This is a genomic window from Echinicola rosea, from assembly GCF_005281475.1.
GTDB classification, from domain to species: domain Bacteria; phylum Bacteroidota; class Bacteroidia; order Cytophagales; family Cyclobacteriaceae; genus Echinicola; species Echinicola rosea.
Map to the genome: position 1 here is coordinate 986108 of NZ_CP040106.1, position 26567 is coordinate 1012674.

Sequence of the window (26567 nt, forward strand, 5' to 3'; positions counted from 1 at the left end):
CTTTTTCAAAAAGGCTCCTCAAAATCGAATAAACCGACCTTACATTTTGCCAATGGTTACTTAAGTGAATGGAGAATATCAATAACCTTTTCCTTCTCCAAAATATACATGCCCAGTCGTACATGGGAGATGCCTTCGCATAGCTGATAGGTGTAATGGAGCTTATGGTCTTTCAGGCTGGCGTCAAAGTACCTGAAGAGGATATTGTCCCTTTTGCGCAGCTTTTCGGCTACTTCCAATATATGTGAAGAAACGAAAAAAGTACTCCCCTCTATACAGGAAAAACCTTCTAGAACCGCCACTGACGCTTCATAGGCATCTTTGACATTGGTTCCGCGGAAGAGTTCGTCGAAGATCACAAAGACCTGCTTCTTTTGCTGAATGTGAAGGGCAACATCTTTGATCCGGTTTACTTCTGAATAAAAATGGCTGTAGCCCAATCCCATATCATCCGGTAAATTGATCGTCGTGGTGAGCCCCTTGTAGATGGGGGTCTTCATGCTGGTGGCCGGAACTGGAAACCCCAGATGTGCAAGGTAAATGGCCAGCCCCAAGGATTTTAGAAAGGTTGATTTTCCAGCCATATTGGGACCGGTAAGGAAACAAATGTTTTGACCTGCTTTTGTGCTGATTGAATTCCTAACGGGCTTTTCCAGGAATGGGTGAAAGAGTTGGGTGATGGTAAGCTGTGGATGTGGCTCCATTGAATAGTCCGCCAAGCATAGCTGGTGGCTTTTTGCTGTTTGTGCGACGGCATTAAACGCATCGAAGAGGTAAACCGTTTTGATCAATTCTTGGGTTTCGTGCAGGTACTTCTCCCGGAAAAGGTAATCGTAACAATAGTGTTTGATTTTACGGGGATTTGGCCCAAGCGCTTTAAGCATTGACTTGATCTCCGGCTTGTCCAGATAGCGCTGGACAAGGGAAAAATACGGACGAAGACTCACAGGAACCTTCACATCGGGTAATTTTCCTAATGCAGCCCTCAGAGCCAACAATAAAAAAATCAACTTCTCTATTCCGGTCTCAATCAGGTATTGGTCGTTTTTGTTATTCTGGCGAACAAATTTTCGCTGGAAATAACCATCAATGGCGTTGTGTTTCAGAACGGTTTTGGTGACGCGAAAATAATGGTCGATAAAGTCCATTTGGCTGGCATTGATAGTAAGTGGCATCCCCCTTTTCATAAAGAATCCAATAATGCTCTTTCGTGCCTGAAGCTCCTCTATGGTGTCCAAGGGAGATTGCATCAGGCCTTTTAGCTGAAGCTTGCCACCGAATGTCTGGGTGCGGTTAAAAAAAGAAAAGATACTTTTTCCGTTGGGCTTGTCATTAAAAAGTTCAAGATCCCGAACAGTTTGATCGTCAATTACAAATGACATTTGAAAGAAATTTTTAGTTAAATTACGTAAAACCCCTCCCTAAATGTTTCGTTTACCCCATCAATCGGCGTATCCAAAGGCACCAAAAATTCCTCAGGAGGTCAATATACCATTACCTTGTCCACCACCAACTGACGCATGGCTTCTCCATCTTTTAGTTTATACTGAATCTGTTTGGTCTTGCCATTGGCCAAAGGAAACCTCCTGACCAGGTTATTTTCCACGATAGCAAACTCATCTCCTCCTTCATAGCCAGCGTTAGCTTCTTGGGAATCGGCAATGGGAGGTATTGCGATCATGCTCATCGATTTGCCATTGTTTACCGAATAGCCTACTACTTTCCCGTAGCCTTCCCCATCACGACTGTAAATGAAAATTTCAGCCTCCCCGTCTGCATTGAGGTCACCTATTTCAGCATTGAGCACTTCGCCCGTTAGGACGGATTCATACGGTCCCTTGTCCACTTCCAAGGTAGGGGACTCGATGATCAGCGCCTCCTCCCGTGCAGTGACGATAAACAGTTGACTAGAAAGATTAAGGGTTTTCGTGTAATCCGTGGGATCCACTTGAGTAGCATCGAGATTTCCCTCTAGTTTCTGATAGTTTCCCGCAATGGTAGCCCCTCCCGAGCAGAAGAAATAAAGGCTTCCCTCCTCGCTTTCCTTTTCAGTAGTCACGGAAATGGTGCTGTCCGAAAAAGTAAACAGCAGTGTACTTCCTTGTTCGAAAGCTTTTAGCGTATGCTGATCAACCACCGAAGCATTGGTATCAAAAGTGCAGGTGGGCCGCTTCCTGTCCGATCTGGACCTTATGGACACTCTCATGAAGGAATCATCCAATGGCCTTACAGTAACAGCTACCCAATCGCTCCCTTTGTCACGCTGGGCATAGCCATCGTCCACATAATTCCCGAAGTGCCGGCTATCAAACACTACTGTTTGGTCATCCTTTTTGGTGGCTATGGTATCTTTTGCCTGAAGCTGTCCGGTCTTTCCAGCCTGCTTGCGCTCACAGCTTTGAAAAGCAATGGCCAATGTCAAAATTATGCTTACCAATAAGGTAAATTTTAGCTTTCTATGCATGATCATGGTACTGTAAGGAATTCACCACCTAGATAAAACGATGCCAAAACGGTAATGGGATTATTGACCGCTATTTTCATTGAAGCTGATCATCCAATTGATGTCAAACTTGTCGGTAAACATGCCAAAATAATCACCCCAAAAAGTATCTTCCATGGGCATGGTAACTTTCCCTCCTTCGGATAGCTGGTTAAAGTACCTGTCGGCATCTTCTTTGGTGTCGGCGGTGATGGAGATGGTGACATTATTGCCAATGACGGTCGGTGGGGCCCATTCTCCGCCGGTATCACTTCCCATTAATATGGTCTCAGGGCCGATGGGTAAGGACACGTGCATGACCTTGTCTTTTTCTTCTTCTGTAAGCGTGACACCTTCTTGTGGGGGCATATCGGAGAACTTTCCCATATAGGTGAATTCTCCACCAAAAACGGACTTGTAAAAGGTAAAGGCTTCTTCACAGTTGCCTAGAAAAGTGAGGTAAGGATTTACAGCAGGCATGGTTATGTAGTTTAGGTTATGAGTTTGATTCAGATGGATGAAGATAAGATTTCTGGGCACGAATTACTAGATATTTTTTAAGTAAAATTGGTGATAATGTCTTGTTTATCAATATTTCTGGTAATTTTCAACACACGATTTTACACCTGCGGTGATCACAGAAAACTTAACATCCTGTAATTTTGTTGTCCCAATTATAAATTCAAGTTCAACACCAAAAATTACGGCATTAGCAATTTTATTTATGGAGAATCCGATGTTTGATATCGAAGAAGTAAACAACATTATTAGAAACCGTCGATCGATGTTTGTTGCTCAGTTTAAGGAAAATGACCCCGTGGAAGACAGCGTTATCCAGGAAATGCTGGAAAATGCCAACTGGGCTCCGACGCACAAATTGACGGAGCCTTGGCGATTTACAGTTTTCAGTGGAGAAGGCTTAAAGGAACTGGCCAGGTTCCAGTCCGAGTTGTATAAAGAAACAGCTGAAAAAAACGGCACTTTCAAAGAAGTTGTTTATGAAAAACTTCAACAAAATCCCTTAAAATGTAGCCATGTGATCGCCATTGGCATGAAAAGGCACCTTACCGCGGGAATTCCGGATATGGAGGAAATCGCCGCGGTTTCCATGGCCGTCCAAAATATGTACCTCACGGCCAGTGCCCATGGTCTTGCGGCTTATTGGGGCACTGGTGGCGTAACATTCTATCCAGAAACCAAATCCTACTTTGGACTCGAAGAAGACGACTTGTTTATGGGATTCTTTTTTGTCGCCAAACCTACTTTGGACGGATGGCCAGCAGGTAGGAGAAAGCCCATTGAGGATAAAGTCACTTGGGTGAGGGAGTAAGTCAGCACAGTTCCCAAAAAATAAAAAAAGGCTGCCCCATGGATTTCCGCCATGATGACGGTTATTTCTGGGTCAGCCTTTTAATATTATTTATCAATGGATCCCATGACCCTTTTCATAAAGGCGTTCATGGCTTCTTTTTTATCCATTCCATCTTTGATCATGTTATTGACCTCAAGGGTCCCGTAGAGATTGGATAGAAGTTCGCCCATCACTTCGATTTCCTCGTCTTTGAGGGAGGAAATTTCCGTCATGTTCTCCAGAAGCTCAATGGTTTCATTTACCCAATCCTCATCGTTTTCCTCAATGAAGGTAAGAACATGCTTAATTATTGGCAATCTCATCTATCAGTGCTTTAAGGTTATCTTCTTTGTTCGTTTGAGTTTGGTTTACAAGTTCACCACCTTTAAAAGATGCGAAAGTTGGCAGGTTGTTCACTTCTGCCAGTTTGCGGGATTCTGGAAGCTTTTCAGCATCCACATACAAAAAGGTAATCCCTTCATAATCCCCCGATAAACGCTTCATTTTTGGCTTCATAATCCTGCAGTTACCGCACCAAGTGGCTCCATACTGCACAATTACTTTATCATTGTCAGCAATGATTTCTTTAAGGTTGTCTTGTTCTAATTCTTGTAACATATCTTTTTTTGATTTAGCTGTTTTTCTTAATTGCTAACACAAAGGTAATGTCTATAGTTTTCTGAATCCAATTGAAAATAACTATCAGTCATCGGTTTTATTTATAGAGTTTATCACTGATAAAAGGGATCAAAGCCAATATCACTGCTTGCTCGTAATATTCTTTACGGTCGATTGTTCCATTGGTAAGCATCCCCACGGCGCCATTCCCTTGCTTGGAATTTTCCCGATCAAAAACTTTATCATCTGCCTCTCCCAACTCCATCCCACCACTAATCAGCGTGCCAATAGCCTCGGGAAGGATAAAGGTAGCCGTTTTGGACTTTCCTACTTTACCGTTTCTATCCATAATCACCACCCACGCATATGCCGTCATTTCAGCATCCAATTCTTCCACCCCACCTTCTATTCCTATCCAATAGTCGGCTTCTGGGAAAGTATTCTTGGCATTTTTTGCCCTATTATACGCTCCACGATAGGTTTCTTCATCCCCAATAGGTTGATCACTGACTTCCGAATTGATGTTCAACCCTTCCACAATAAAACGGCGTTCTCCAAATGCCCGCTGAAAACCATTTTCTGTACATTGGACTTTAACGGGGTTTTTACTGCCTACGACCACAAGGAGCTCTCTTTCCCGCTCCCTGTCTGGCTGGATATTTTTTCTTTTTGGAAATGCCATATTTGTTTATATAAAAATAAAAAAGCCTTTGGAGCTTTTCCAAAGGCCTGGATTGGTGCTTTCTTAAGCGATGTTATGATAGACGTTATTGACATCGTCGTCTTCCTCCATTCGCTCGATCATCTTATTTACTTCTTCTTCCTGTTCTTCCGTGAGTTCGACAGTGGTGGTTGGAAACCGCTGAAAGTCTGCACTGGTGACCTCGATATTCTTGTCTTCCAAGGCCTTCTGCATGTTACCAAAATCTTCAAATTCTGTATAGATAAAGATTTCCCCCTCATTTTCATCAATATCCTCCAAGCCAAAATCGATCAATTCCAACTCCAACTCTTCCATGTCGTGTTCTCCTTTTGGAAAGCGGAAAACAGCTTTGTGGTCAAACATAAAGCTCACCGAACCAGATGTACCCAAAGAACCACCGCCCTTGGTAAAGTAATGCCTTACATTGGCCACGGTCCTATTGATATTGTCTGTTGAGGCTTCGACGAGAATGGCGATTCCGTGGGGAGCATAGCCCTCATACACCACTTCTTCATAATTGCTCTGATCTTTATTACTGGCACGCTTGATGGCTGCTTCGATCCGGTCTTTTGGCATGGCAGCACCCTTTGCGTTCTGCATGACCGTCCTCAGCTTGGGATTACTGTCCGGATCTGGTCCTCCCACTTTTACTGCCGTGACGATCTCCTTGCCCAGTCGGGTAAAGACCTTGGACATCTTGCTCCAGCGCTTGAATTTTCTTTCTTTTCTAAATTCGAATGCTCTTCCCATATATATTTACTTTTCAGGTGCGTAAAAATAACAAATCTTTTGAATTGCCCCATCATTTGTGCACTACCAAATCACATTTTGAACCCGTTTTATGCATTAGGAATCGTAATGAGAGCCGAAAATACAAGAAAATCAGACTGTTTGGATATTGAATCACAGCATCGCTATGGTGAGACCGAAAACAGCAGCGAAGCAACTGATTTTGTCCGCCGCGGCGGATCAGCTCGCAATAGATAGGCTAATGCATAAAGCGGGCAATGTCGTTTAGTTAAGGGGATTTCCTTCTTTTCATATACCTAAAAGTCCTTTTTTTGATTGACTTTGGCTGGGGAAACCTGATCATCCTGGTGGATTTTATCCTTTTCCTTTTTTCCATTGATGAAAAAAGAAAGAAAAAAATCTAGGCCGGTGGTCTGCCCTTTAAAATGGGACATAGATTTACCCTGCGACCGAGATCCGTCACCCATTTTAATTTCCACCCGATGGCTACGGCCTAAAAGCGAGTGGGTCTCGCTGTTCCACGACGCGAGCCAACTCCCTTTCTTAACGGCCTCCACCACCGGCTGGAAAACAGGCATACCAAGGGCCGTAATAAGGAAGCGAAACCTTTTTGGGACTTATTAACTGAATCCGCCTTGCAAGTATTGGGCGTTAAGAAATTAAAAAGCGGGCGGGCAAGAAGGAAGGCTTGTTTGACGAAATGCTGCCCAAAAAGAATGTTGGAAGCTAAAGAAGGTTTACCTGGCTTTAGATAGGCCTGCTTAGCTTTAGACAGGAGGTGAAACGTGAGACCCGAAAGCACAAGTCAAAGAATCCCTGGATTGCGCGGAATCTCTGCGCCTGTACAATTATTATCAAGCTAACTTTATCCGCATGTCTATCAACTATTTGCTATGAAAATCGTATTGTATTAGCAGTCACACAGGCTACTGGTTAAAGGCGGTAAAATCAAACTGATCTAGCAAAACGGGAATATGTTAACAGTTAATGTTTAGCTTATTTTAATAACAAATAATCAATGAATTAATGCGTTTATTGTCAATTAATAAAAAAATTAGCCATAATATTTCATTTTATTTATAAATTAAAACTTAAAAAAGTGCTTTTCATCAAAGGTGTTTTTATATTTGTACCGCCCCGCTGAAATAACCTTTTATATCTGATCTTACATCTAAACCATGAAAGCTATGGACAATGTAACCGCAAAACATCCGATTCCCAACCTACCCGTTTCGAACAGACCAAAGCTGGTCATTCTCGGAGGCGGTTTTGCAGGCCTCAAGCTAGCGCGAAAGATGGTAAAATCCGATTATCAGGTTATCCTTCTGGACAAAAACAATTATCACCAGTTTCAGCCATTATTCTACCAAGTGGCCACCGCTTCCTTGGAGCCTAGCGCAATATCCTTTCCTTTGCGTAGGGTTTTTCACCACACTCCCAATGTGTCGTTCCGTATGGCAGAGGCGTTGGAAATAGACCAAGACCGAAAGCGGCTGTACACCAATGTCGGGTATGTAGATTTTGATCAACTGGTGCTGGCCATGGGAGCTGACACCAATTATTTTGGCATCCAGAATATCATGGAATACGGTACGCCGATGAAGACCGTATCCGAAGCTTTATATGTTAGGAACAGGATTATTTCCAACTACGAAAAGGCGATCAATATCGAAGACGTGGAGCAGCGGAAAGCGCTGATGAACGTGGTGATCGTAGGAGGTGGGCCTACCGGCGTAGAATTGGCAGGGGCCATTGCGGAGCTAAGAAACAATGTCTTCCCAAAAGACTATCCCGAGCTCAACTTCAAAAATATGCGTGTGGTGCTGGCTGAGGCCGGTCCAAAACTTTTGGCAGGAATGTCCAAACAGTCCAGTGAAAAGGCTGTTGTCTATTTGGATAAGCTTGGAGTGGAGATCATGGTCAATGCCGCCGTGGAGGACTACGATGGCCTGACCATCAAGATCAAAGACCATGAAAGCTTGGATACCAAAACGCTTCTATGGGCAGCAGGGGTAAAGCCAAACCATATCAAAGGCCTTCGCGAAGACCAGATGATCCGAAATGGCCGATTGATCGTGGATCAGTATAATAAATTGAAAGGTGCAGAGGGCATCTATGTCATCGGCGACCTCTGTGTGCTCACCGATGATGACTATCCCAAAGGTCATCCCCAAGTGGCCCAAGTAGCTATCCAGCAAGCCGATAACTTGGCCCACAACCTGAAAGCCGTGGCCGATAACCGCTCCATGAAAAAATTCAAGTACAAGGACCTAGGGTCGATGGCTACTGTGGGTAGAAAATTGGCCGTGGTGGATTTGCCATTTATCAAGTTTCAGGGCTTTACGGCTTGGATCACGTGGTTGTTTGTACACCTTATGGCCATCGTGGGCGTGAAGAACAGGATTTTGATCTTTATGGATTGGGCTTGGAATTACCTGTCCTTTGATCCGGCCTTGCGACTGCTCATCCGTCCCCGGTATGTAAAGCCCAAAGAGCAAGAAGAGCTGGTGGAAGAAAAGCACGATTAGAGGGAAGTATTGAGACTTGAGACATTAGAAATGGGAAAATGGAGTTTCGAGTAGCAAGAATAGTTTCGCTCACCTCGCTCATCCAGATTTGCAATCTGGATGTCAAATACTTCGGATTTATAATCCGCAAATCAAAAACCATCTGCGTTGTACTAGGGCTTTATCCCACGATACCGAATGTTGTGCTGGGTCTCTGCCCCAGCACTAAAAGACATTGCGGCTCCGACTCATAAAGGTCCAAACACCAAAAAAACATGCTGTTTATACAATAAATATTCTCTTCTTATCGTTGATTCATCTCAAAAAAATAACAGTTCATTGTTGTTTTATATCAATTCATTTGGCAATCTATTCATAATGCTGGTAAGATAGGTATTGGGTAGTTTCAGGGCTTTTCCACCACGGATGATGGTGTCATAATAGGCCTGATCGGGAAAGATATTGGATACGTTTTGGGATGAAATAAAGGTAAAAGCTCCGACTTCTCCATTTTTAGTTTGGACACTTACTGCTGTAAAATCATAGGTTTTTTCTGAATTCAAAAAATGCGAAACGTCGGCTTCGGCAATTTCATAGACGGCACCATACACATTTTCATTTGGGCTGTGGACGATATTGGCGCGTGCAGACCCATCGGGGTTAGGGTGGTTAAAGCGAAAACCGTAACGGGGGAGCATGCCGATTCCTATGAGTGTGGGAGGGTGGTGCAGCCTTTCGACAAGGGTGAGCTGATCCAAATTGCTGGCATAGCCAAAGTACAGACGTGTGGACATATCAGAGAGCTGTTTTCAATGAAGCTAGTGAAAAAAATGGAGATGTCCATGGTGAGGCAGGTGATATCATTTTGGGTTGACTAAAGATCTAAACAGGTAATTTCGAATGGGAATAAAGGAGGTAAGTATTTACAGTGAATATTACAAATTGAAGCTACATTAGCTGTAATAAGTCGTCGACTATGAAACCAAACAGGTTTGAGAAAGCATGCACAACAGTAGCGGTGATATATCCATTCATATCTTTCCGACTTCTGGCGATTAAGTAAAAGACAGCATATGAGATCCCTGCCAAAACAGTAAATCCTACGTAATAGATGTTATACCAATGTGACAATCCAAACAGGATGGATGACAGGGCAATGGCGAAAGATGTCCTTTTAGGAAAACTAAATCTATTAAAAACAAACAGGGTAATTTCGATGATAGCTAGCTGGAAAATTAATGTTTCAAGCAAGGGGGCAAACAATACAGTCATCATAAAAATATAACTTAGTGTTTGACCTTCCAGATACCCGATTTCCGTTATCTCATCTCCGGCAATAGAGCTTATGAGAACAGATAAAGTAAATGTAAACATGATTTCAAAAAGGCAAAAAGCCGTTAGCACCAACGATCTCTTTCCACTAAGGGAAAAGTGATAAATGTAGTGAAGAATGGGACGGAACCCTTTCAACCTGCTCATCATGAGTGATTTGAAATGATTAGATGTTATTTAAGAAAAGCAGCCTAAATTTCTGTTGATTTAGGCTGCGCACTATACTTTATTTACGTTAAGAATTAGTATTTCTAATACTCATTCTACCCTCCATTGTTCCAATACCTAATTTAAAATCCATAGCGCCCTCTCTAGCACCGCAATCAACCTTTGCAAAGGAATTTCATCACCAACATGATTTCCGGACTCATTGCCTACTCATTCTTCCCTAAAAAGCCCGCAATCAAATACCAAACAGTCCAAACTAACCAAATAGCTCTGTTTTAAAATCAAACTCAGGTTTATATAAAAGGAAAACATAGATGACGAACCCACTATGAACGGATATCAGTTCATGGTCATCATTGTGAATGTTGTATTTTCGTGTGCATCATGGAACGCCCTTACAGCACGTCCAAAATAATATGCAACCATTCTAGAGAAATCATCTCCTCCATTTATTTTTCTTTCTTCCTTTAATGATAATTCTTTGAGATTTATACTTTTCATCTGCTTTAGATTTAATTATTTAGTTGTGACTATTGGAAATTTTGAATAGCAGTATCTACTTTCTTTTAATTCCAATGTATCCATAACAGTTTATGCCAGCCAATAGTTATAGATCATAATGATCACGACCATTGCTGCAAAAATAGTTAGTATGGTTACCTACGTTTTTTAGCGCCTGATTTTTCTTTTGGCGGCTTTTAACTCGTCATTTATGGTTGGTTATTCAGTTTTGCTTTTAGGGTATTCACATTCGACTGGATATCAAAAGTCCGCATTTGCAAAGCGGACTTTCTGGAAGAGGCATTTGTAATGCCACTAAACTTCCATAAATAACATCGGGATAATGAGTACAGCATTAAATACACCATGGTACAGGATAGACCATTTTATCCCATGGTTTAGCCGAATGTAACTTAGGATAAGTCCGCCGACAAACTGACTTCCCACTAGAAAAGGGATCAGGTAAAAGTGGCTCAGAATATCAAACTTGGTATAATTGCCCAGATGAATCAATGCAAAGAAGGCTGCCGAGATATAAACGACCATCTTCAGGTTGGGCGGAGATTTTTCATGAAGCATGATCAAAAGATAAAGCAAATAGATCATAAGCGCCAAGCCTACAAACCAATCGGAGATAACGATCAGCAATGACAGTCCCAATCCCCACCAAATATACGGCTTCTTAAGGTCGAGGTGAAGCCTAAAAATTGTTTCTTCAAAAAGTGGGGCCACGACAATCCCCATGATAATTAAGAGTAATTTCCTTTCTTTAAACAACTTCTCAAAGGCATGACCAAGTTCATCAAAGCCCAATAAATGACCTATAAAAAGGATAGGTGCTATAAGTACAATTTTCAGTAAAAGCAGAAGTATAAATCACTGGCAGGTAAAGTGGTGTACTTTTCGGCCTTTTGGGGTAGGATCAGAAATTGTTTGAATTTATAAATGGTTTTCATTTTTTGAATAGGTTCCCTTTTAAAATTGTCCCCATATCAATTGACCTTAAGACTTTTACGCTTCATAAACAAGATATCCCATTCTTGCTTTCCTGGCAAAAATATACCTACGCAGGCATACGCATTTTTGTACAAATTTTTGATAAGGATTAAACCTAACCGGATCTTGGGGATCAAAGGGTTATAAACAAAACATAAAAACCATGAAAAAGCTATTATTTGCAATTGCCCTGATGACATTGACTGTATTGGCCGCAGATGCCCAGCAGCGAAAAGGTAGAAAAGACCTGTCGCCGGACAAAATGGCCGAACGCATTACCGAAAAAATGACCGAGGAACTTTCGCTGAATGAGGCACAGCAAAGAGAAGTCTATGACCTTAACCTCCAAACCACAAAAGAACGTACGGAAGCCATGCAGGAGTCCAAGGAAGCGCGTCAGAAAATGCTTAAAAAGATGAAGGCAGACCAGGAAAAGCATGATCAAGACTTAGCGGAAATCCTTACCCCAGATCAAATGGAAAAGTGGAAGGAATACCGTAAAGCATCCATGGAGCGCATGCGTGACCGTAGGGAAAAGGATCACAGGAGACAGAAAGAGGGGTTATGATTTTCACCTATTTCTGTCAAATAACGATAGTATCTGTTAATTAATGTAAAGAAGACCAGATTTGGTCTTCTTTTTTTTGTTTTGGCAGTGGTTTTGATAACCTTAATGTCAAAAAATCTGTTTAATATTGATTACCCGAATATAACAGTTATTACTATGAAAGAACATGCAATAATAATTTTTCAAGAAAATCCGGTGCCCGGCAAGGTAAAAACAAGGCTTGGTGAGGTCATCGGTAGTGAGAAGGCAGTCGAAGTGTATGAATATTTGCTTCGCCATACCCACGAATTGGTGAGGGATTACCCAGCGGATGTGTTTGTTTACTTCCTTGATGAGGTAGATGAAGATTACCTCCTTAATGACCAATACCACCTTGGCCTTCAAGGAAAAGGGCTTTTGGGTGAGCGAATGCAGCGGGCATTTGCCGATGTCCTTGGCAAAGGATATGAAAAGGCACTTTTTCTTCGCGTAGCCGGCACCATGGAGCTCTCCAATGATATACTGGACGAGGCTTTTGAGGCACTGAGCTATCAGGATCTGGTGGTGGGACCTGCCCATGACGGGACTATTTACCTGCTGGGAATGACCCAAGTACATGATAAAGTGTTTGATCACAATGATTGGAAATCAGACAGCCTCATCAGTGAATTGGCCCAAGAAGCCAAGGAAAGGGAACTGGAAATGCATAAACTTCCCGTACTTTATGAAGTAGAACAATATGAGGACCTGAAAAGCTTAAAGGGTCTTCTAAATATTCAGTAGCGATAAAACATGAGAGGTATTACCTTCAAGGTGTGGTTTTAGGCCACACCTTTTTTTGTGCGCAGTTTATTGGATAAAGCGGAAAAGTTGGGGACTGATAGAAAGCTGACAATACAGATGCTTATGATTTGCGCTGATTTTTTTCCTAAACGAGAAAAGCCAATTTACATAACAAAAGCCCTGAAGTTTATAGGTGAGATGTACCATGACCAAACCGGTCAGTGGTACCGGGCATACGGAAATGAAAATTGGGAATTTGATGAACGGGGCTTTATGAAAAAGCGCTATGCCAGCATCAATGATCTACCTATAGATCAAGCTGATCGGAGGTTGTGATCCTTGGCTTTTCTTGATCAAACTGTGCAGGAAGGGGCGCCCAGCAGTGTTGATATCGGGGATTTACAATTCCTGGCTTATTTCAGGAGACTTGGCGGTCCATAAAATGATAAAAGTCGAAAGCCTTGCTTAAGTCTGGCGTCTGGAACCGGTCCTGTGAAAATGAAAAAAGCCCTCCGCCAAGGCGGAGAGCTTTTCATCGAATTAACAAACTTATGTTAAATAAACTAAACTACTGTTATTCACAGAATTCAGCGTCTTCTACGTTCTCAAAGAACGATTTATCTTTGCGTGGAAGGTTGGACTTGCCCATCAGGAACTCATCCACTTTCACGGCTGCTTCACGACCTTCGGAAATGGCCCAGACCACTAGTGATTGGCCTCTTCTCATATCGCCTGCCAAGAATACTTTGTTATTGGTACTTTGATATTCCTTGGATTTTGGAAGGCTGTTCTCCATGGCTTCTACGCCAAAAGCTTCCAGCATTCCGTTTTGCTTTGGTCCAGTATAGCCAATGGCCAACAGGGCAAGATCGCATGGAACGGTCCTTTCGGTACCTTCTACTTCCACAAACTGCATTCTGCCGTTTTCTTCTTTCCATTCGATGTCCACCAATACAAGCCCCTTGACATTGCCCTTATCGTCTTTGGTAAACTCCTTGGTCAATACGGACCAAACCCTTTCGGCACCCTCTTCATGCGAAGTGGTGGTTTTTAGAGTCATGGGCCATTCCGGCCATGGATTAAGCTGTGCACGTTGCTGTGGAGGCTTTGGCAATAGCTCCAGCTGTGTCACGGAAGCCGCCCCGTGGCGGTTAGAGGTACCGATACAGTCACTCCCCGTGTCACCACCACCGATCACAATGACATGTTTGTCTTTGGCGCTGATAGGATTATCATCCTTTCTTTCGCCACTGACGACACGGTTTTGTTCACCAAGGAATTCCATAGCAAAATGGACTCCGTTAAACTCCCGGCCTTTGATTTTCAGGTCTCGGGGCTCTTGGGCACCAGTGGAAAGCACCACTGCGTCAAATTTGCCTAGAATCTCATCAGCTGTAATGGTTTTGCCGATCTCGGTTCCGGTGGCAAAGTTTACCCCTTCCTCTTCCATCAGCTTCACCCTGCGGTCGATTACCCATTTTTCCATTTTGAAATCCGGGATACCATACCTGAGCAGTCCGCCTACTTTTTGGTCTTTCTCATACAGGGTTACCTCATGGCCAGCTTGGTTAAGCTGGTCGGCAGCCGCCATTCCGGCAGGGCCCGCGCCTACCACAGCTACGGTTTTACCCGTTCTGGCTTCAGGAACCAATGGCTTGGCCAAATCATGTTCATATGCCTTTTCAGCAATATTTTTCTCGATCAGTTCGATCGCCACAGGATCTTTGTTGATCCCCAATACACAACTTGCCTCACATGGTGCCGGGCAAATTCTTCCCGTAAACTCAGGGAAGTTATTGGTACTTCTCAGAATGTCCCATGCCTCGCCCCACTCTTTGCGGTAAACAGCATCGTTAAATTCTGGAATGATATTGCCCAGCGGGCACCCTTGGTGACAAAAAGGAATGCCGCAGTCCATGCACCTGGCCGCTTGGTTATTCAGCGTTTCAGGCTTGATTGGAATATGTATATCGTTATAATCTTTGACCCTTTCGTTTCGGTCTCTGTCTGATTCTAGTTCTCTTTTATATTTTAGAAATCCGTCTTTCGCACCCATCTTACACTAACGTTTTTGATTGTTCTTCTTGTTTTTCAGCTCTCTTTTGTAGTACAGCTTTGTAATCCCTAGGGAATACCTTGATGAATTTCTCCTTCTCAGTGTCCCAGTTTTCAATGAATTTTGCTGCAGCACTACTATTGGTGTACTTGTGATGAAGTTCAAGTTCCTTCTTGATGATCGCAAAATCTTCCTCAGAAAGTGGATCAAGATCGACCATTTCTTGGTTGATCTGTTTCACATTTTCCTTGAATAAGTAAGCCACACCGCCACTCATACCTGCTGCGAAGTTTCTTCCGATTTCGCCAAGGATGATGACTTGGCCACCGGTCATGTACTCACAACCGTGATCTCCGATTCCTTCGACCACTGTTTTGACACCAGAGTTTCTTACACAGAAACGTTCTCCACCTTTACCGTTGATGTAGGCATTTCCGGAAGTGGCACCATAGAAGGCCACATTACCGATGATGATGTTGTCTTCTGCCTTGAAGTTGGCATTACGGCTAGGGTAGATGACCAATTGACCGCCGGAAAGTCCTTTTCCGAAGTAGTCATTGGCTTCGCCTTCCAGCTCAAAGGTTACCCCTTGGGCCAGGAACAGTCCGAAGCTCTGTCCTGCAGAACCGTTGAACTTATAGTGGATGGTATCGTCCGGCAAGCCAGGGCTTCCGTAGATCTTGGAGATCTCATTGGAGAGCATGGCGCCTACCGAGCGGTCGATATTTTTGATCTGGAATTTTTCTTTTACCGAATTGGCTTGTTCCAATGCAGGAAGTGCCGCTTTGATCAGTTTTCTGTCCAGTACTTTTTTCAATTTGAAATCCTGGTCGATCTGCTTGTGGATCCCTACGTGCTCCGGAACTTCCACCATGTGGAATATTGGGCTTAGGTCAAGCTTATCCCACTTCCAGTGATTCAGGTGGCCGGTGGACTTCAGAACATTGGACTGGCCTACCATCTCATTGACCGTTCTGAATCCAAGCGATGCCATGATTTCTCTCAAGTCCTCCGCAAGGAATCTGAAGAAGTTCACTACGTGGTCAGGGTTACCGGTAAAGAGCTTTCTCAGCTCAGGGTTTTGCGTCGCAATACCCACTGGGCAGGTGTTCAGATGGCATTTTCTCATCATGATACAGCCTTCTACCACCAGTGCAGCAGTGGAGATGCCCCACTCTTCAGCACCGAGCATGGCGGCTATGGCCAAGTCACGACCTGTTCTCACCTGACCATCCGTCTGAAGGGTCACACGGCTTCGAAGGTTATTTTTTACCAATGTTTGGTGTGCTTCTGCCAGGCCAAGTTCCCAAGGAAGACCAGCGTGCCTGATCGAACTCAACGGAGACGCTCCTGTACCACCGTCAGCACCTGAAATCAGGATGACATCAGATTGGGCTTTGGCCACACCTGCGGCTACGGTGCCCACGCCTGCTTGGGAAACAAGCTTCACATTGATACGAGCCTTTCTGTTGGCATTTTTCAGGTCATAAATAAGCTGCGCCAAATCCTCAATAGAGTAAATATCGTGGTGCGGTGGAGGGGAGATAAGGCCTACCCCAGGAGTGGAGTGCCTTACACGGCCGATCCAGTCGTCCACTTTATGGCCGGGTAGCTGTCCGCCTTCGCCAGGCTTGGCTCCTTGGGCCATTTTGATCTGTAGTTCCTCGGCATTGGTCAGGTAGTTACTGGTTACACCAAATCTACCCGAAGCTACCTGCTTGATCGCTGAGCGTTCCCAATCGCCATTTTCTTTTACCTCAAAACGGATTTCGTCTTCACCACCCTCTCCACTGTTGGACTTACCACCGATTCTGTTCATGGCAATGGCCAAGGTCGAGTGGGCTTCGTGCGAGATCGAACCAAAAGACATCGCTCCGGTCGCAAAGCGCTTCATGATGCTTTCTACAGGTTCTACTTCCTCCACTGGAATGGATATCCGCTTCTTAAACTCAAATAATCCCCTGATGGTCAGGGCATCCTTGGTTTGATTATTTATCTTTTCGGCAAACTTCTTATAAAGTCCGTAGTCATTATTGGCCGTGGATTTTTGGAGCAAGTGGATGGTTTCTGGATTGAAAAGGTGTTTCTCACCTCTTCGCTTCCATTGGTAAACACCACCTGTTTCCAGTCTCGGTCCCTCATAGCCATATGCGGCATTGTGACGGGTAAGCACTTCCTCGGCAAGCTCGTCAAAGGAAACCCCACTGATGCGGCTAATGGTTCCTTTAAAGCATCTTTCGATTACCTCTGGTCCCAACCCTACGGCTTCGAAAATCTGGGCACTTTGGTAAGATTGCAGTGTACTGATACCCATTTTGGAGAGTACTTTTAGCAAGCCCTTGCCAATGGCCGTTTGGTAATTTTCGAAGAGTTGTTCCTGCTCGTAAACTTTGGAAAGCTGTTCGGTTTCATTCAGGTGCACCAGCGATTCCAGGGCCAGATATGGGTTAATGGCACTCGCGCCATAACCGATCACTGTCGCAAAGTGATGAGTTTCTTTGATATCACCAGCTTCGACAACCAGACCGGCTTTGGTCCTCATCTTGGTATTGACCAAGTGGTGGTGCACAGCACCCACAGCCAGCAGGGAAGGTATCGGAGCAATGCCTTCATAAGTGTTTCTATCAGATATGATCAGGATGTTATAGTCATCGTTGATGGCATCCACGGCATCTTGGCAAAGCTTGTCAAGGGCCTCCAACATTCTTCCCGGCTTATGGTCTGCCACGAAGTGTGCATAAAGCGTTTTGGCCCTGTAGCCCTTGCTTTCCAGATGCTTGATTTTCTCCAGGTCCTCATTTAGCAATACAGGCTGCGAAATGTGGATCTGGCGGGTATGAAGCGAGCTTTCTTCAAGGATATTATAGCTCTCGCCCAATCTGGTAAAGAGTGACATCACCAGTCGCTCCCTGATGGGGTCGATCGGCGGGTTACTCACCTGCGCAAATAGCTGCTTAAAGTAGTTGGATATGTGCTGGCTCTGCTTGGAAAGCACAGCAGGAGGCGTATCGGCACCCATGGAGCCCAAAGGCTCATAAGCGGTATCTCCCATTGGCGCGAGGATCGTGTTTACGTCCTCGGTGGTAAAGCCAAATACAGACTGCCGCTGCTTGATGTTTTGTGTATTGTATGGCTGGGAGAGCTTTTTCGGCGTAGGCATCAGCCTTAGCTTCAGTCGCTCTTTTCTTACCCAAGCATCGTATGGTTTATTTTCGCAAACTTCCGCCTTCACCTCTTCATCAAACATCACCTTTCCTTTTTCGAGGTCCGCAAGGATCATCCTGCCCGGACTGATACGTCCCTTTTCGGTGACGGTAGCTTCACGGATCGGCAAAGCACCAGCCTCCGAAGACAGGATCAAGCGATCATCACTGGTGGTGAAGTAGCGCAACGGCCGCAGTCCATTTCGGTCAAGGGTAGCGCCCAGTGACTTCCCATCGGTAAACAGGAGGGCCGCAGGACCATCCCAAGGCTCCATCAAGGCTGCATGGAATTTGTAGAATGCTTTTTTGGCCTTGTTCATGGCTTTGTTGTCTTGCCATGCTTCCGGTACCAGCATCATCATCACGTGTGGCAGAGAACGGCCACTCAAGGTCAGCAGCTCTACCATCGCATCCAAGTTGGCTGAATCCGAATAGGTGGAATTGGTGACTGGCATCAGCTTATCCAGCTCCTCCTCGGTAAACAACGAAGACTTCATCAAATACTCCTTGGAGCGCATCTTGTTCAGGTTACCGCGGATGGTATTGATCTCACCATTGTGCGATAGGTACCGGAATGGCTGTGCGAGCCTCCAGTTAGGAAAGGTATTGGTAGAAAACCTAGAGTGAACCAATGCCAACGCGGAGGTGATTTTATTATTTTGGAGATCCTTATAGAAAGGCAACACCTGGTCCGTTCTCAGCTGACCTTTATAAATAATGGTCCTGGAGCTGAAACTGGCAAAATAAAAGGACATGTTTACTCCCGGGATGGTGGAGTTAATGGCCTTGGTAGCATAATTTCTCAACACATAAATCTTGCGCTCCAGTGCTGCTCCTACCAGCCCATCCTTATGCCTTACAAATAGCTGTTCGATATTCGGCATTACTTCCAATGCACCAGAACCCGGAACGGTTTCATCTACAGGCACTGTTCTGTAACCGATAAGCTCAAAATCCATTTCTTCAAGGATTTTGTTGAGCAATGCTTTTGACTTTTTATGTAGCTGCTTGTTTTTAGGGAAAAATGTCATGCCTACGCCATAGCTTCCTTCCTCAGGCAGCTCAAAGCCGGCACGATGGGTTACTATCTTTAGAAAATCGTGGGGTACTTGTATCAACACGCCCGCTCCATCACCGGTCTTAGGATCACTGCCTCTTCCTCCTCTGTGCTCCATATTGCTCAGCATAAATAGCGCATCGCTGATCGTCTCATGGCTTTTCACGCCCTTCACATTGATCACGGCGCCAATCCCACAGGCGTCATGCTCAAACTGTGAACGGTATAATCCTTCATTCATAGTTAGTGTTATTTAATATAGGTTTGTAAATTCGATTGAATAAATTACAAAGAATTTTTCTTTTTTTAAAATCTCGGCAACAAAAGAACAAAAAAAATGCATTAATAACCAAATTGCCCCTTGATTTTTAAAATTATTAAAATGGAAATTTGGAGGTGATAAGCGTTTAGTATTTATAATTTTTTGTAAAACTCGTTGAAATAGGTTTCTTTTTTTCCTGTTTTCTTTAAAAAAAATGTAAAACAATTAAATTTTGGTTCGAAAAATCGAATTTCCAGTTTTTTTGATCAAAATTGAATTTTTTTGAAAAATTTAGGGGCTAAGGTCATAACAAAGAAATTATTGCCGAAAATGTAAAAAAAACCAAATTGTATTGATTTGTACCAGATCAACGGAGCAAAGATGTAGGGTTTCGGCTATTTGTACGTTATTTAGAAATATTCAAAATAGCATAAAATCAAGGATTTACGCATTATATGACCATTTAATCTTCATTATGTGCGGCGTCCTTTGCCTCTTCACGCTCTAGGTGCACTTTTACCTTTTTGATCCGACGGGCATCCACCGCCATAATGGTGAAGGTAAAATATTCAAATGTGATCTTGGTGCCGGTGTTGGGGAATTTGGCGTTCAGCTCCAGCAGGAGTCCGCCCAGCGATTCACTGTCTCCTTTAACTTCGTCGAATACCTGCGAATCCAATTCCAGCTTTTTGCAGAAGTCGTTTAGGGAAACCTTTCCTTCAAAAACATAGGTGCTGTCATCGATTTGCTTATAGAACATGTCGTCTTCATCATCAAATTCATCGTTGATCTCACCGATGATTTCCTCGATCAGGTCTTCCAAGGTCACGAGGCCGGAAGTACCTCCGTACTCGTCCACTACGATGGCCATGTGCACGCGTTTGTTTTGGAAGTCCTTGAGCAGAGCATCGACTTTTTTGTTCTCGGGAACGAAAAAACCTTTACGCGTCAGGGTCTGCCACTGAAAATCTTCTTCTTTCTCGATATGGGTCAAGAGGTCCTTGATGTAGAGAATACCTTCGATATTGTCGATAGTCTCCCGGTACACTGGAATCCTGGAATAACCACTTTTGTTGATCTTGTCCATCAGCTCATGAAAATCCATTTCCACATCCACGGCGGTGATGTCCATCCGGGAGCACATCACCTGCTTTACGGAAAGGGTGCCGAAATTCACTATACCTTTAAAGATGTCCTTCTCCCCTTCTGTGGAGTTTTCAGCGGTGATTTCCAATGCCTGGTGGAGTTCATTGACGGAGAGCGTGTACCCCTTGCGTTCGATCCTTCGCTCGATGACGTTACTGATGGTCATCAAGAAAGAGGAGAGCGGAGCCAGCATGATGGAAAAGAAGTTAAGCGTCTTGGCCATCAGCTTGCTGAAGGCCACACGGGCATTATTGGCATATACCTTTGGGACGATCTCTCCGAAAAACACAATGGCAAAGGTGATGCCGACCGTCTGCACCAAGACTACAATGATCCCAGTAGCATTCGCCCCGAATAGGCTCAGGGTAAAGAATGTCGTCAGGGTCACAATACCGATATTGATCATGTTGTTCAAGATCAAAATGGTGCTTAAAAGCCGCTGCGGAGCTTCTATAAGGCGAATAACCAAAGCAGATTTTTCATCTGATTCTGTATTGAGCAAATTGAGGTCGTCGTGGGAAAGTGAAAAGTAAGCCACTTCTGAACCGGAGATCAGTGCAGATCCCAATAACAGAAAAAGAAAAATAAGGCTGTTGGTAATGATATAGCCGGCCGAAACCTGGTTGATTTCAGCCAGCAATAAAATACTCGGGTATGGATCGTCCATTAAATGATTCAAATGTTGATTGGCAAAAATAATGATTTATCCATTACAAATCTCATACTGACTGTATTAGAATGGCAGATCATCTTCTACGTCATCGATATTCCCTCCTGAGGACGGCATAGAGGCAGCAGGTTGTGCCTTATTGGGAGCGGGCTGGGACTGGCCAGCATTGCTGGAACTGCCGCCTGGAGCGCCTCCCTCTGCATTTCTAGAGCCCAACATCGTGAAGCTCAGCACACGGATCCTGACTTTTTTACGGTTATTCCCCTGTTCATCTTGCCAGGTATCCGATTTGATTTTTCCTTCTACGAAAATCTGACTGCCCTTTCTGAGGTATTGCTCGGCCACTTTGGCTTGGCCATCCCACATTTCGAGGTCATGCCACTCGGTGTTTTCCACCCGGTTTCCACTTCGGTCTTTGTAGGCTTCTGTTGTTGCTAGTGTCACGTTGGCCACCACACTGCCACTTTCCAAATGCTTCACTTCAGGGTCTCTACCTAAGTTGCCAACTAATATTACTTTGTTTACACCGGCCATAATTTACTGTTGTATTCCGAATTTAAAATTTTATTTTGAAATTGAACGGCGCAAGGTATCCGATTGTTGTCGCATTTCCCTGCGGTACGTTCAGAGCGTTTATCTAAATTAAGGATTATTTTTGATCGTTCAAATAGCGCACGATCAGTTGTGGTTTCCCCAAGGCCTCCAGCTCTTCGTCATCGCATAACCGGTAGCCCTTGGAGTCGGCCCATATTTTCACTTCATCGCATTTGTCAGGTGCTATATTGAACGTGACAAAGTTTGAAAAAATTTTTTGATGGGACAGTATATGTTTATAGGTCTTTTCACTTTGATAGTTGATGATTGGCTTAAATGCCTGAAGCTCTTGAAACAAACTTGATTCTTCGGGATTGATCTTTTCAGGGGACGGGTATTCCACCAAAGGGAAGTCCGTCAGGCCCTGCCAGATATCCTTTGGGCCCCTGGTTTTTACGATTTTGAGGTTGTCGCATTTGACTTCATGGTATAGGAATGCTCGCGTGGTCACCTTGGTTTTTTTGATCTTTACAGGCAATGCTTCCACTTGGCCGTTGGCGTATGCGTAGCAGCTGTCCTTCAGTGGGCAATGTCCGCAATTGGCCTTCTTGGGTGTACACTGGAGGGCTCCAAATTCCATGATGGCCTGATTGTACTCATCCGGTTGGTCCCCTGGGATGAGCTCATTGGCGAGTGTCTGAAATTGTCTTTTGCCCTTAGGGCTGCTGATATCGGTGTCAATACCAAAATACCGGCTAAGGACCCTAAAGACATTGCCGTCCAGTACAGCGACTTTTTCTTTAAAGGCAAAAGAAGCAATTGCAGCGGCGGTATATTGTCCGATGCCTTTGAGCTTTAGGAGTGCCTGGTAGTTGTCCGGAAAGTCACCACCAAGCTCCTCACTTACTTGCTTGGCACATTGGTGCAGGTTTCTGGCGCGGCTATAGTATCCCAGTCCCTGCCAAAGCCGTAGAACATCTTCTATTGGGGCTTGGGCTAAGTCCTCCACCGTCGGATAATGCTTAACAAATTCTTTAAAGTAGGGGAGTCCCTGTGCCACTCGCGTTTGCTGAAGAATAATTTCTGATAGCCAAATGATGTATGGGTTTTGGGTGTTTCTCCAAGGCAGATCCCTTTTATTTTCTGGGTACCAATGCAGTAGCTTTTTGGGAAAATGGTTGAAAGTCAAAACATTTGGAATTTTACGGATTAAGTTTTCGTTGAACAAAAGACGCTTATTTTCGTCAATTTGTTTTTATATTGAAAACCATCATTTAAATTTGCAGTCCCAAAATTAGTTGGTTAATAGATTGTTAAGCAATTTAATCAAATTAAAATTTAAATACAGTGACTAAAGCAGAGGTAATTACCAAGATTTCGGACAAGACAGGAATTCAGAAGGACGATGTTACTCAAACCATTGAGGCATTCTTCAAAGTAGTAAAAGATTCCATGTCTGAGGGAGAGAATATTTATGTGAGGGGATTCGGTAGCTTCATCAACAAGAAGAGAGCTAAGAAGATCGCCAGAAACATCAGCAAGAACACTGCTATCGTAATCGATGAGCATTATGTACCGGCTTTCAAGCCTTCCAAGGTGTTTATCGACAAAATCAAAAACAGTAAAAAAGTAAAAGAGGTAGCTTTTCAGGATTAATCCTGAAACAGACAAGACTGTATGAAAAAGACGCAAATCATCCTGGTCGTTGTGGTCATTGTTGTTGTAGGGATATTGTATTCCCTCCCTCGAGTGGTGGTTGACAACGAAGAAAACAGTGAAAACATCGGCCAGGGGGATGTTGCGGCGGCCGATTCTGTAGCAGAAGCCCACGACGTCCAGATTCCGGAGACGGAGCGAGGAACCGTTAGTGGCCTGATAGCCAATTTGGAAAACGCTGAAAGTAAAGAAAATTTTACTATCTTTGCAGATTCATTGGCTTCTTTTTACCAGAAAGCTGGAATGTACGACAGCGCTGCCTACTATCTAGGCAAAGGGGCTGATCAGTATTCAGATTTGGCATTGATGGAAAAAGCAGGTAATGCATACTACGAAGCATACGGTTTCGCGATGGATCAGGGAAAAATGAACATGCTGGCCGAAAAGACCAGAGGTTACCTTAACCAAGTGCTGGAAGCAGACCCCGACCGGCTGGACCTGAAGACAAAAGTGGCCATGACATACGTATCTTCTTCTAATCCGATGCAGGGGATCATGATGATCCGCGAGGTGCTGGAAGAAGATCCGGAAAATCAAGAGGCGCTTTACAACATGGGTGTACTCTCCATGCAGTCAGGACAGTACAAGCGTGCCGTGGAGCGTTTTGAGACCTTGGTGGGATATTATCCTGAAAATGTTCAAGGGCAGTTTTACCTTGGTGTGAGCTACTTTGAATCCAAGCAAAAGAAAAAAGCAAAAAATCAGTTCCAGAAAGTGAAAGACATGACAGAAGATCCCATGATCCTCTCCAGTGTCGACAATTATCTGGGACAACTATAAAAGTATTGTTAAACTTAAATCCATAAGATTATGCCTTGCGGTAAAAAAAGAAAAAGACATAAGATCTCTACGCACAAGCGTAAGAAAAGACTGAGAAAAAACAGACATAAGAAGAAGTAATACACTTCTTCTTTTTGAGTTTTTACACGAAAACGTTCATTAACATAAGAAAAGAGACACGATTTGAGTACGGAATTAGTTATTGATTCTGCTCAAAACGGTAGTCGCATAGCCCTTTTGAAGAACAAAGGACTGGTGGAGCTTCATTCAGATGAAGAAAACAACCAGTTTAAAGTAGGGGACATGTACCTGGGAACGGTCCGAAAGATCGTCAATGGCCTAAATGCAGGATTCATTGATGTCGGATACGAAAAAGATGCTTTTCTGCATTACCAGGACTTGGGGCCGAAAGTGAAAAGCCTGATCAAATATACCAAACACATCAGGAACAATCACTCAGAGCACCCTACACTCAAAGGGTTTAAACTAGAACCTGAGATAGAAAAGCTGGGAAAGATTTCCCAAGTCCTTTCTAAAAACAATCAAATATTAGTTCAGGTTGTAAAGGAGCCAATCTCTACGAAAGGCCCACGACTATCCTGTGAGCTCTCCCTAGCCGGTCGCTATTTGGTACTGGTGCCTTTTTCGAACGCAGTCAACGTATCCAAGAAGATCCGAAAAGCTGAAGAACGAAGAAGGCTGGCCAGACTCATCACTTCCATCAAGCCCGATAATTTCGGGGTAATCATCAGAACAGTAGCAGAGAGCCAGTCCGTCACAGAACTGGACAAAGACCTCCGCAACCTGGTGGACTCTTGGGAAGATGGCATGAAGAAGCTGATGAAAGCCAAAAGTAAAGACAAGGTGATAGGAGAAATGAGCATGGCGAGCTCCATTGTGAGAGACTTGCTCAACGAATCATTCGATGCAATCACGGTAGAGGATGAATTAATCTATGATCAGATCCGGTCTTATATAAGATCGATCGCCCCTGAAAAGGAAAAAATTGTCAAGCTTTACAACGGAAAAGCTAAGCTCTTTGAAAGTTTTGGAATAGAAAAGCAGATAAAGAGTCTCTTTGGACAGTCGGTGAGCCTACCGCACGGTGGCTACCTTATCATTGAACACACCGAAGCGCTGCACGTCATTGATGTAAACAGCGGAAACAAGTCCAATCAAGAAAGTGACCAGGAAACAACAGCATTAAAAACCAACCTGGTGGCTGTCAAAGAAATTGCCAGACAGCTTCGCCTCCGTGATATGGGAGGTATTATCGTCATCGACTTCATTGACATGAAAAAGGCCGATAACAAAAGGGCCGTTTATGATGCAATGAAAACAGCAATGAAGGATGATAGGTCAAAAAACACAGTGTTGCCCCTTACCAAATTTGGGCTAATGCAGATTACCCGGCAACGTGTAAGACCCGAAGTGAATATCGTAACCAAAGAAACCTGTCCGTCTTGTAACGGTACAGGAAAAATCCAGGCCTCCATCCTGGTGGCTGATAAATTGGAAAGAGACCTTGAGTACACTGCAGTACACCAAAACTTACCAAGTATAAAAATAGGTTTGCACCCTTATCTTCATGCCTACTTTACCCAAGGCATGATCTCGAAAAGGGTCAAATGGTTTTTTAAGTATTTCAAATGGGTAAAACTGATCAAAGATTCTTCATTACCAGTGACGGAGTATAAATTCCTGGACGAAACAGGAGAAGAAATAGAACTTAATGTAAAAGACGGAGCCCAATAAGCTCCGTTTTTTTTGCTTATTGCCCATTCCCAAACGCTAGATATGCAGGAAAGTTGGGATCAAGCCATATTTCTAGCGGGACGAATGTTGACATAAAGCGGGTTAAAACGATGGGCTTCTTCCATCCGCACGAATAGGTTTTAGCGGGAATTTGTATGGAATAGGGCGGTCATTGCAGCAAAAATGGGAAACGTTGGGTGGGCAAATTTACCATGGGCAGTTATTTTTCTAGCTAAATTCCCAGGTGGTTTTCATCCCTTTACCTTTGTTACTTTTTTGCTTCAGGTCAAAAAAGTAAACCCAAACCTGTCCGCCGGTGGTGGAAACCCCGCCGCTACGCCACGGCGCACAGGTGTGCAGCTATTGGCCTAAAATTAAACCCGGATTATGCGTTAGGAATCGTAGTGAGAGCTGAAATTGCAAGAAAATCAGTTAGTTTGGAGGCATTAGCGTAGCACCGCTACGGTTATGCCGAAAACTAAAGTGAAACGACTGATTTTGAAGCAGTTTCAGGTCGTAACAGATAGGCTAATGCATATTCCGGGTTAAAACCTTCCCTCATGCAGGCAAACTCCTCCTGTCTAAAGCCAAGCAGGCCTATCTAAATCCAGGTAAACCTTCTTTTTGGTCAGCCTTTCGTCAAACAAGCC

25 protein-coding genes and 1 pseudogene are annotated in these 26567 nt (G+C 43.9%); 9 read left to right on the forward strand and 17 right to left on the reverse strand.

Features of this window, described 5'->3' with window-relative positions:
• Nucleotides 1-56: 56 nt before the first annotated feature.
• From FDP09_RS04105 to FDP09_RS04115, 3 genes are all read right to left on the reverse strand, one after another.
• Complete coding sequence (locus tag FDP09_RS04105; RefSeq protein ID WP_137401436.1) at nucleotides 57-1382, reverse strand: MutS-related protein; 1326 nt, start codon at nucleotides 1380-1382, stop codon at nucleotides 57-59.
• A gap of 101 nt (nucleotides 1383-1483) precedes the next feature.
• Nucleotides 1484-2464 carry a hypothetical protein gene (locus FDP09_RS04110; protein WP_137401437.1) on the reverse strand — a complete coding sequence of 327 codons (981 nt, stop codon included), beginning with the start codon at nucleotides 2462-2464 and terminating at the stop codon, nucleotides 1484-1486.
• Nucleotides 2465-2524: 60 nt separating this feature from the next.
• Nucleotides 2525-2962, reverse strand: coding sequence for a VOC family protein (locus tag FDP09_RS04115; protein WP_137401438.1), 438 nt, complete (start codon nucleotides 2960-2962; stop codon nucleotides 2525-2527).
• A gap of 244 nt (nucleotides 2963-3206) precedes the next feature.
• On the opposite strand from FDP09_RS04115, the gene FDP09_RS04120 reads away from it, so the two are divergent.
• A complete protein-coding gene (locus tag FDP09_RS04120; RefSeq protein ID WP_137401439.1) occupies nucleotides 3207-3812 on the forward strand; it encodes a nitroreductase family protein in 606 nt (201 codons plus the stop codon).
• Between the two features lie 86 nt (nucleotides 3813-3898).
• Here FDP09_RS04120 and FDP09_RS04125 read toward each other — a convergent pair whose 3' ends face one another.
• From FDP09_RS04125 to FDP09_RS04145, 5 genes are all read right to left on the reverse strand, one after another.
• Nucleotides 3899-4156 carry a DUF6952 family protein gene (locus FDP09_RS04125; RefSeq protein WP_137401440.1) on the reverse strand — a complete coding sequence of 86 codons (258 nt, stop codon included), beginning with the start codon at nucleotides 4154-4156 and terminating at the stop codon, nucleotides 3899-3901.
• Entirely contained in the window at nucleotides 4137-4451 is a 315-nt protein-coding gene (locus FDP09_RS04130) for a thioredoxin family protein (RefSeq protein WP_137401441.1), read from the reverse strand. The genes FDP09_RS04125 and FDP09_RS04130 overlap by 20 nt, the downstream gene beginning before the upstream one ends.
• A gap of 97 nt (nucleotides 4452-4548) precedes the next feature.
• Complete coding sequence (gene yjjX, locus FDP09_RS04135) at nucleotides 4549-5133, reverse strand: inosine/xanthosine triphosphatase (RefSeq protein WP_137401442.1); 585 nt, start codon at nucleotides 5131-5133, stop codon at nucleotides 4549-4551.
• A 63-nt stretch (nucleotides 5134-5196) separates the two neighbouring features.
• Nucleotides 5197-5904: a YebC/PmpR family DNA-binding transcriptional regulator gene (locus tag FDP09_RS04140; RefSeq protein WP_137401443.1), complete on the reverse strand. Its 708-nt coding sequence runs from the start codon at nucleotides 5902-5904 to the stop codon at nucleotides 5197-5199.
• A gap of 296 nt (nucleotides 5905-6200) precedes the next feature.
• A complete protein-coding gene (locus FDP09_RS04145; RefSeq protein ID WP_137401444.1) occupies nucleotides 6201-6482 on the reverse strand; it encodes a hypothetical protein in 282 nt (93 codons plus the stop codon).
• A gap of 609 nt (nucleotides 6483-7091) precedes the next feature.
• On the opposite strand from FDP09_RS04145, the gene FDP09_RS04150 reads away from it, so the two are divergent.
• Nucleotides 7092-8432, forward strand: a complete 1341-nt coding sequence (locus FDP09_RS04150) for an NAD(P)/FAD-dependent oxidoreductase (protein ID WP_137401445.1) — start codon at nucleotides 7092-7094, stop codon at nucleotides 8430-8432.
• 326 nt (nucleotides 8433-8758) lie between these two features.
• Here FDP09_RS04150 and FDP09_RS04155 read toward each other — a convergent pair whose 3' ends face one another.
• A complete protein-coding gene (locus FDP09_RS04155) occupies nucleotides 8759-9205 on the reverse strand; it encodes a gamma-glutamylcyclotransferase family protein (RefSeq protein ID WP_137401446.1) in 447 nt (148 codons plus the stop codon).
• Between the two features lie 154 nt (nucleotides 9206-9359).
• Nucleotides 9360-9785 (reverse strand): CPBP family glutamic-type intramembrane protease, encoded by a 426-nt coding sequence (locus FDP09_RS04160; RefSeq protein ID WP_187328790.1) that lies wholly within the window; start codon nucleotides 9783-9785, stop codon nucleotides 9360-9362.
• Between the two features lie 297 nt (nucleotides 9786-10082).
• On the opposite strand from FDP09_RS04160, the pseudogene FDP09_RS24405 reads away from it, so the two are divergent.
• Nucleotides 10083-10190: pseudogene (locus tag FDP09_RS24405) on the forward strand (IS982 family transposase); the annotation flags it as partial.
• A gap of 60 nt (nucleotides 10191-10250) precedes the next feature.
• Here FDP09_RS24405 and FDP09_RS23680 read toward each other — a convergent pair.
• Entirely contained in the window at nucleotides 10251-10412 is a 162-nt protein-coding gene (locus FDP09_RS23680; protein ID WP_187328791.1) for a hypothetical protein, read from the reverse strand.
• Between the two features lie 315 nt (nucleotides 10413-10727).
• Entirely contained in the window at nucleotides 10728-11225 is a 498-nt protein-coding gene (locus tag FDP09_RS04170) for a CPBP family glutamic-type intramembrane protease (RefSeq protein ID WP_308421136.1), read from the reverse strand.
• Between the two features lie 346 nt (nucleotides 11226-11571).
• Between FDP09_RS04170 and FDP09_RS04175 the strand changes: the two genes are divergently transcribed.
• From FDP09_RS04175 to FDP09_RS04185, 3 genes are all read left to right on the forward strand, one after another.
• Nucleotides 11572-11976 (forward strand): DUF4890 domain-containing protein, encoded by a 405-nt coding sequence (locus FDP09_RS04175; protein WP_137401449.1) that lies wholly within the window; start codon nucleotides 11572-11574, stop codon nucleotides 11974-11976.
• Nucleotides 11977-12132: 156 nt separating this feature from the next.
• A complete protein-coding gene (locus FDP09_RS04180) occupies nucleotides 12133-12738 on the forward strand; it encodes a TIGR04282 family arsenosugar biosynthesis glycosyltransferase (protein WP_137401450.1) in 606 nt (201 codons plus the stop codon).
• 123 nt (nucleotides 12739-12861) lie between these two features.
• Nucleotides 12862-13074 carry a DUF1348 family protein gene (locus tag FDP09_RS04185; protein WP_229683393.1) on the forward strand — a complete coding sequence of 71 codons (213 nt, stop codon included), beginning with the start codon at nucleotides 12862-12864 and terminating at the stop codon, nucleotides 13072-13074.
• A gap of 238 nt (nucleotides 13075-13312) precedes the next feature.
• On the opposite strand, the gene FDP09_RS04190 is transcribed toward FDP09_RS04185, so the two are convergent.
• From FDP09_RS04190 to mutY, 5 genes are all read right to left on the reverse strand, one after another.
• On the reverse strand, nucleotides 13313-14794 hold the full coding sequence (locus FDP09_RS04190; RefSeq protein ID WP_137401452.1) for a glutamate synthase subunit beta: 1482 nt from the start codon (nucleotides 14792-14794) through the stop codon (nucleotides 13313-13315).
• A gap of 1 nt (nucleotide 14795) precedes the next feature.
• Nucleotides 14796-19295 (reverse strand): glutamate synthase large subunit, encoded by a 4500-nt coding sequence (gene gltB, locus FDP09_RS04195; RefSeq protein WP_137401453.1) that lies wholly within the window; start codon nucleotides 19293-19295, stop codon nucleotides 14796-14798.
• A gap of 484 nt (nucleotides 19296-19779) precedes the next feature.
• Nucleotides 19780-21129 (reverse strand): gliding motility-associated protein GldE, encoded by a 1350-nt coding sequence (gldE, locus tag FDP09_RS04200; protein WP_137401454.1) that lies wholly within the window; start codon nucleotides 21127-21129, stop codon nucleotides 19780-19782.
• Nucleotides 21130-21195: 66 nt separating this feature from the next.
• Nucleotides 21196-21666 carry a single-stranded DNA-binding protein gene (locus tag FDP09_RS04205; protein ID WP_137401455.1) on the reverse strand — a complete coding sequence of 157 codons (471 nt, stop codon included), beginning with the start codon at nucleotides 21664-21666 and terminating at the stop codon, nucleotides 21196-21198.
• Nucleotides 21667-21781: 115 nt separating this feature from the next.
• On the reverse strand, nucleotides 21782-22855 hold the full coding sequence (mutY, locus tag FDP09_RS04210) for an A/G-specific adenine glycosylase (RefSeq protein ID WP_137401456.1): 1074 nt from the start codon (nucleotides 22853-22855) through the stop codon (nucleotides 21782-21784).
• Nucleotides 22856-23013: 158 nt separating this feature from the next.
• Here mutY and FDP09_RS04215 point away from each other — a divergent pair, with 158 nt between their 5' ends.
• From FDP09_RS04215 to FDP09_RS04225, 3 genes are all read left to right on the forward strand, one after another.
• Nucleotides 23014-23322 carry an HU family DNA-binding protein gene (locus FDP09_RS04215; RefSeq protein WP_112784269.1) on the forward strand — a complete coding sequence of 103 codons (309 nt, stop codon included), beginning with the start codon at nucleotides 23014-23016 and terminating at the stop codon, nucleotides 23320-23322.
• Between the two features lie 21 nt (nucleotides 23323-23343).
• On the forward strand, nucleotides 23344-24162 hold the full coding sequence (locus tag FDP09_RS04220; protein ID WP_137401457.1) for a tetratricopeptide repeat protein: 819 nt from the start codon (nucleotides 23344-23346) through the stop codon (nucleotides 24160-24162).
• Between the two features lie 183 nt (nucleotides 24163-24345).
• Nucleotides 24346-25917: an Rne/Rng family ribonuclease gene (locus FDP09_RS04225; protein ID WP_137401458.1), complete on the forward strand. Its 1572-nt coding sequence runs from the start codon at nucleotides 24346-24348 to the stop codon at nucleotides 25915-25917.
• Nucleotides 25918-26567: the final 650 nt, after the last annotated feature.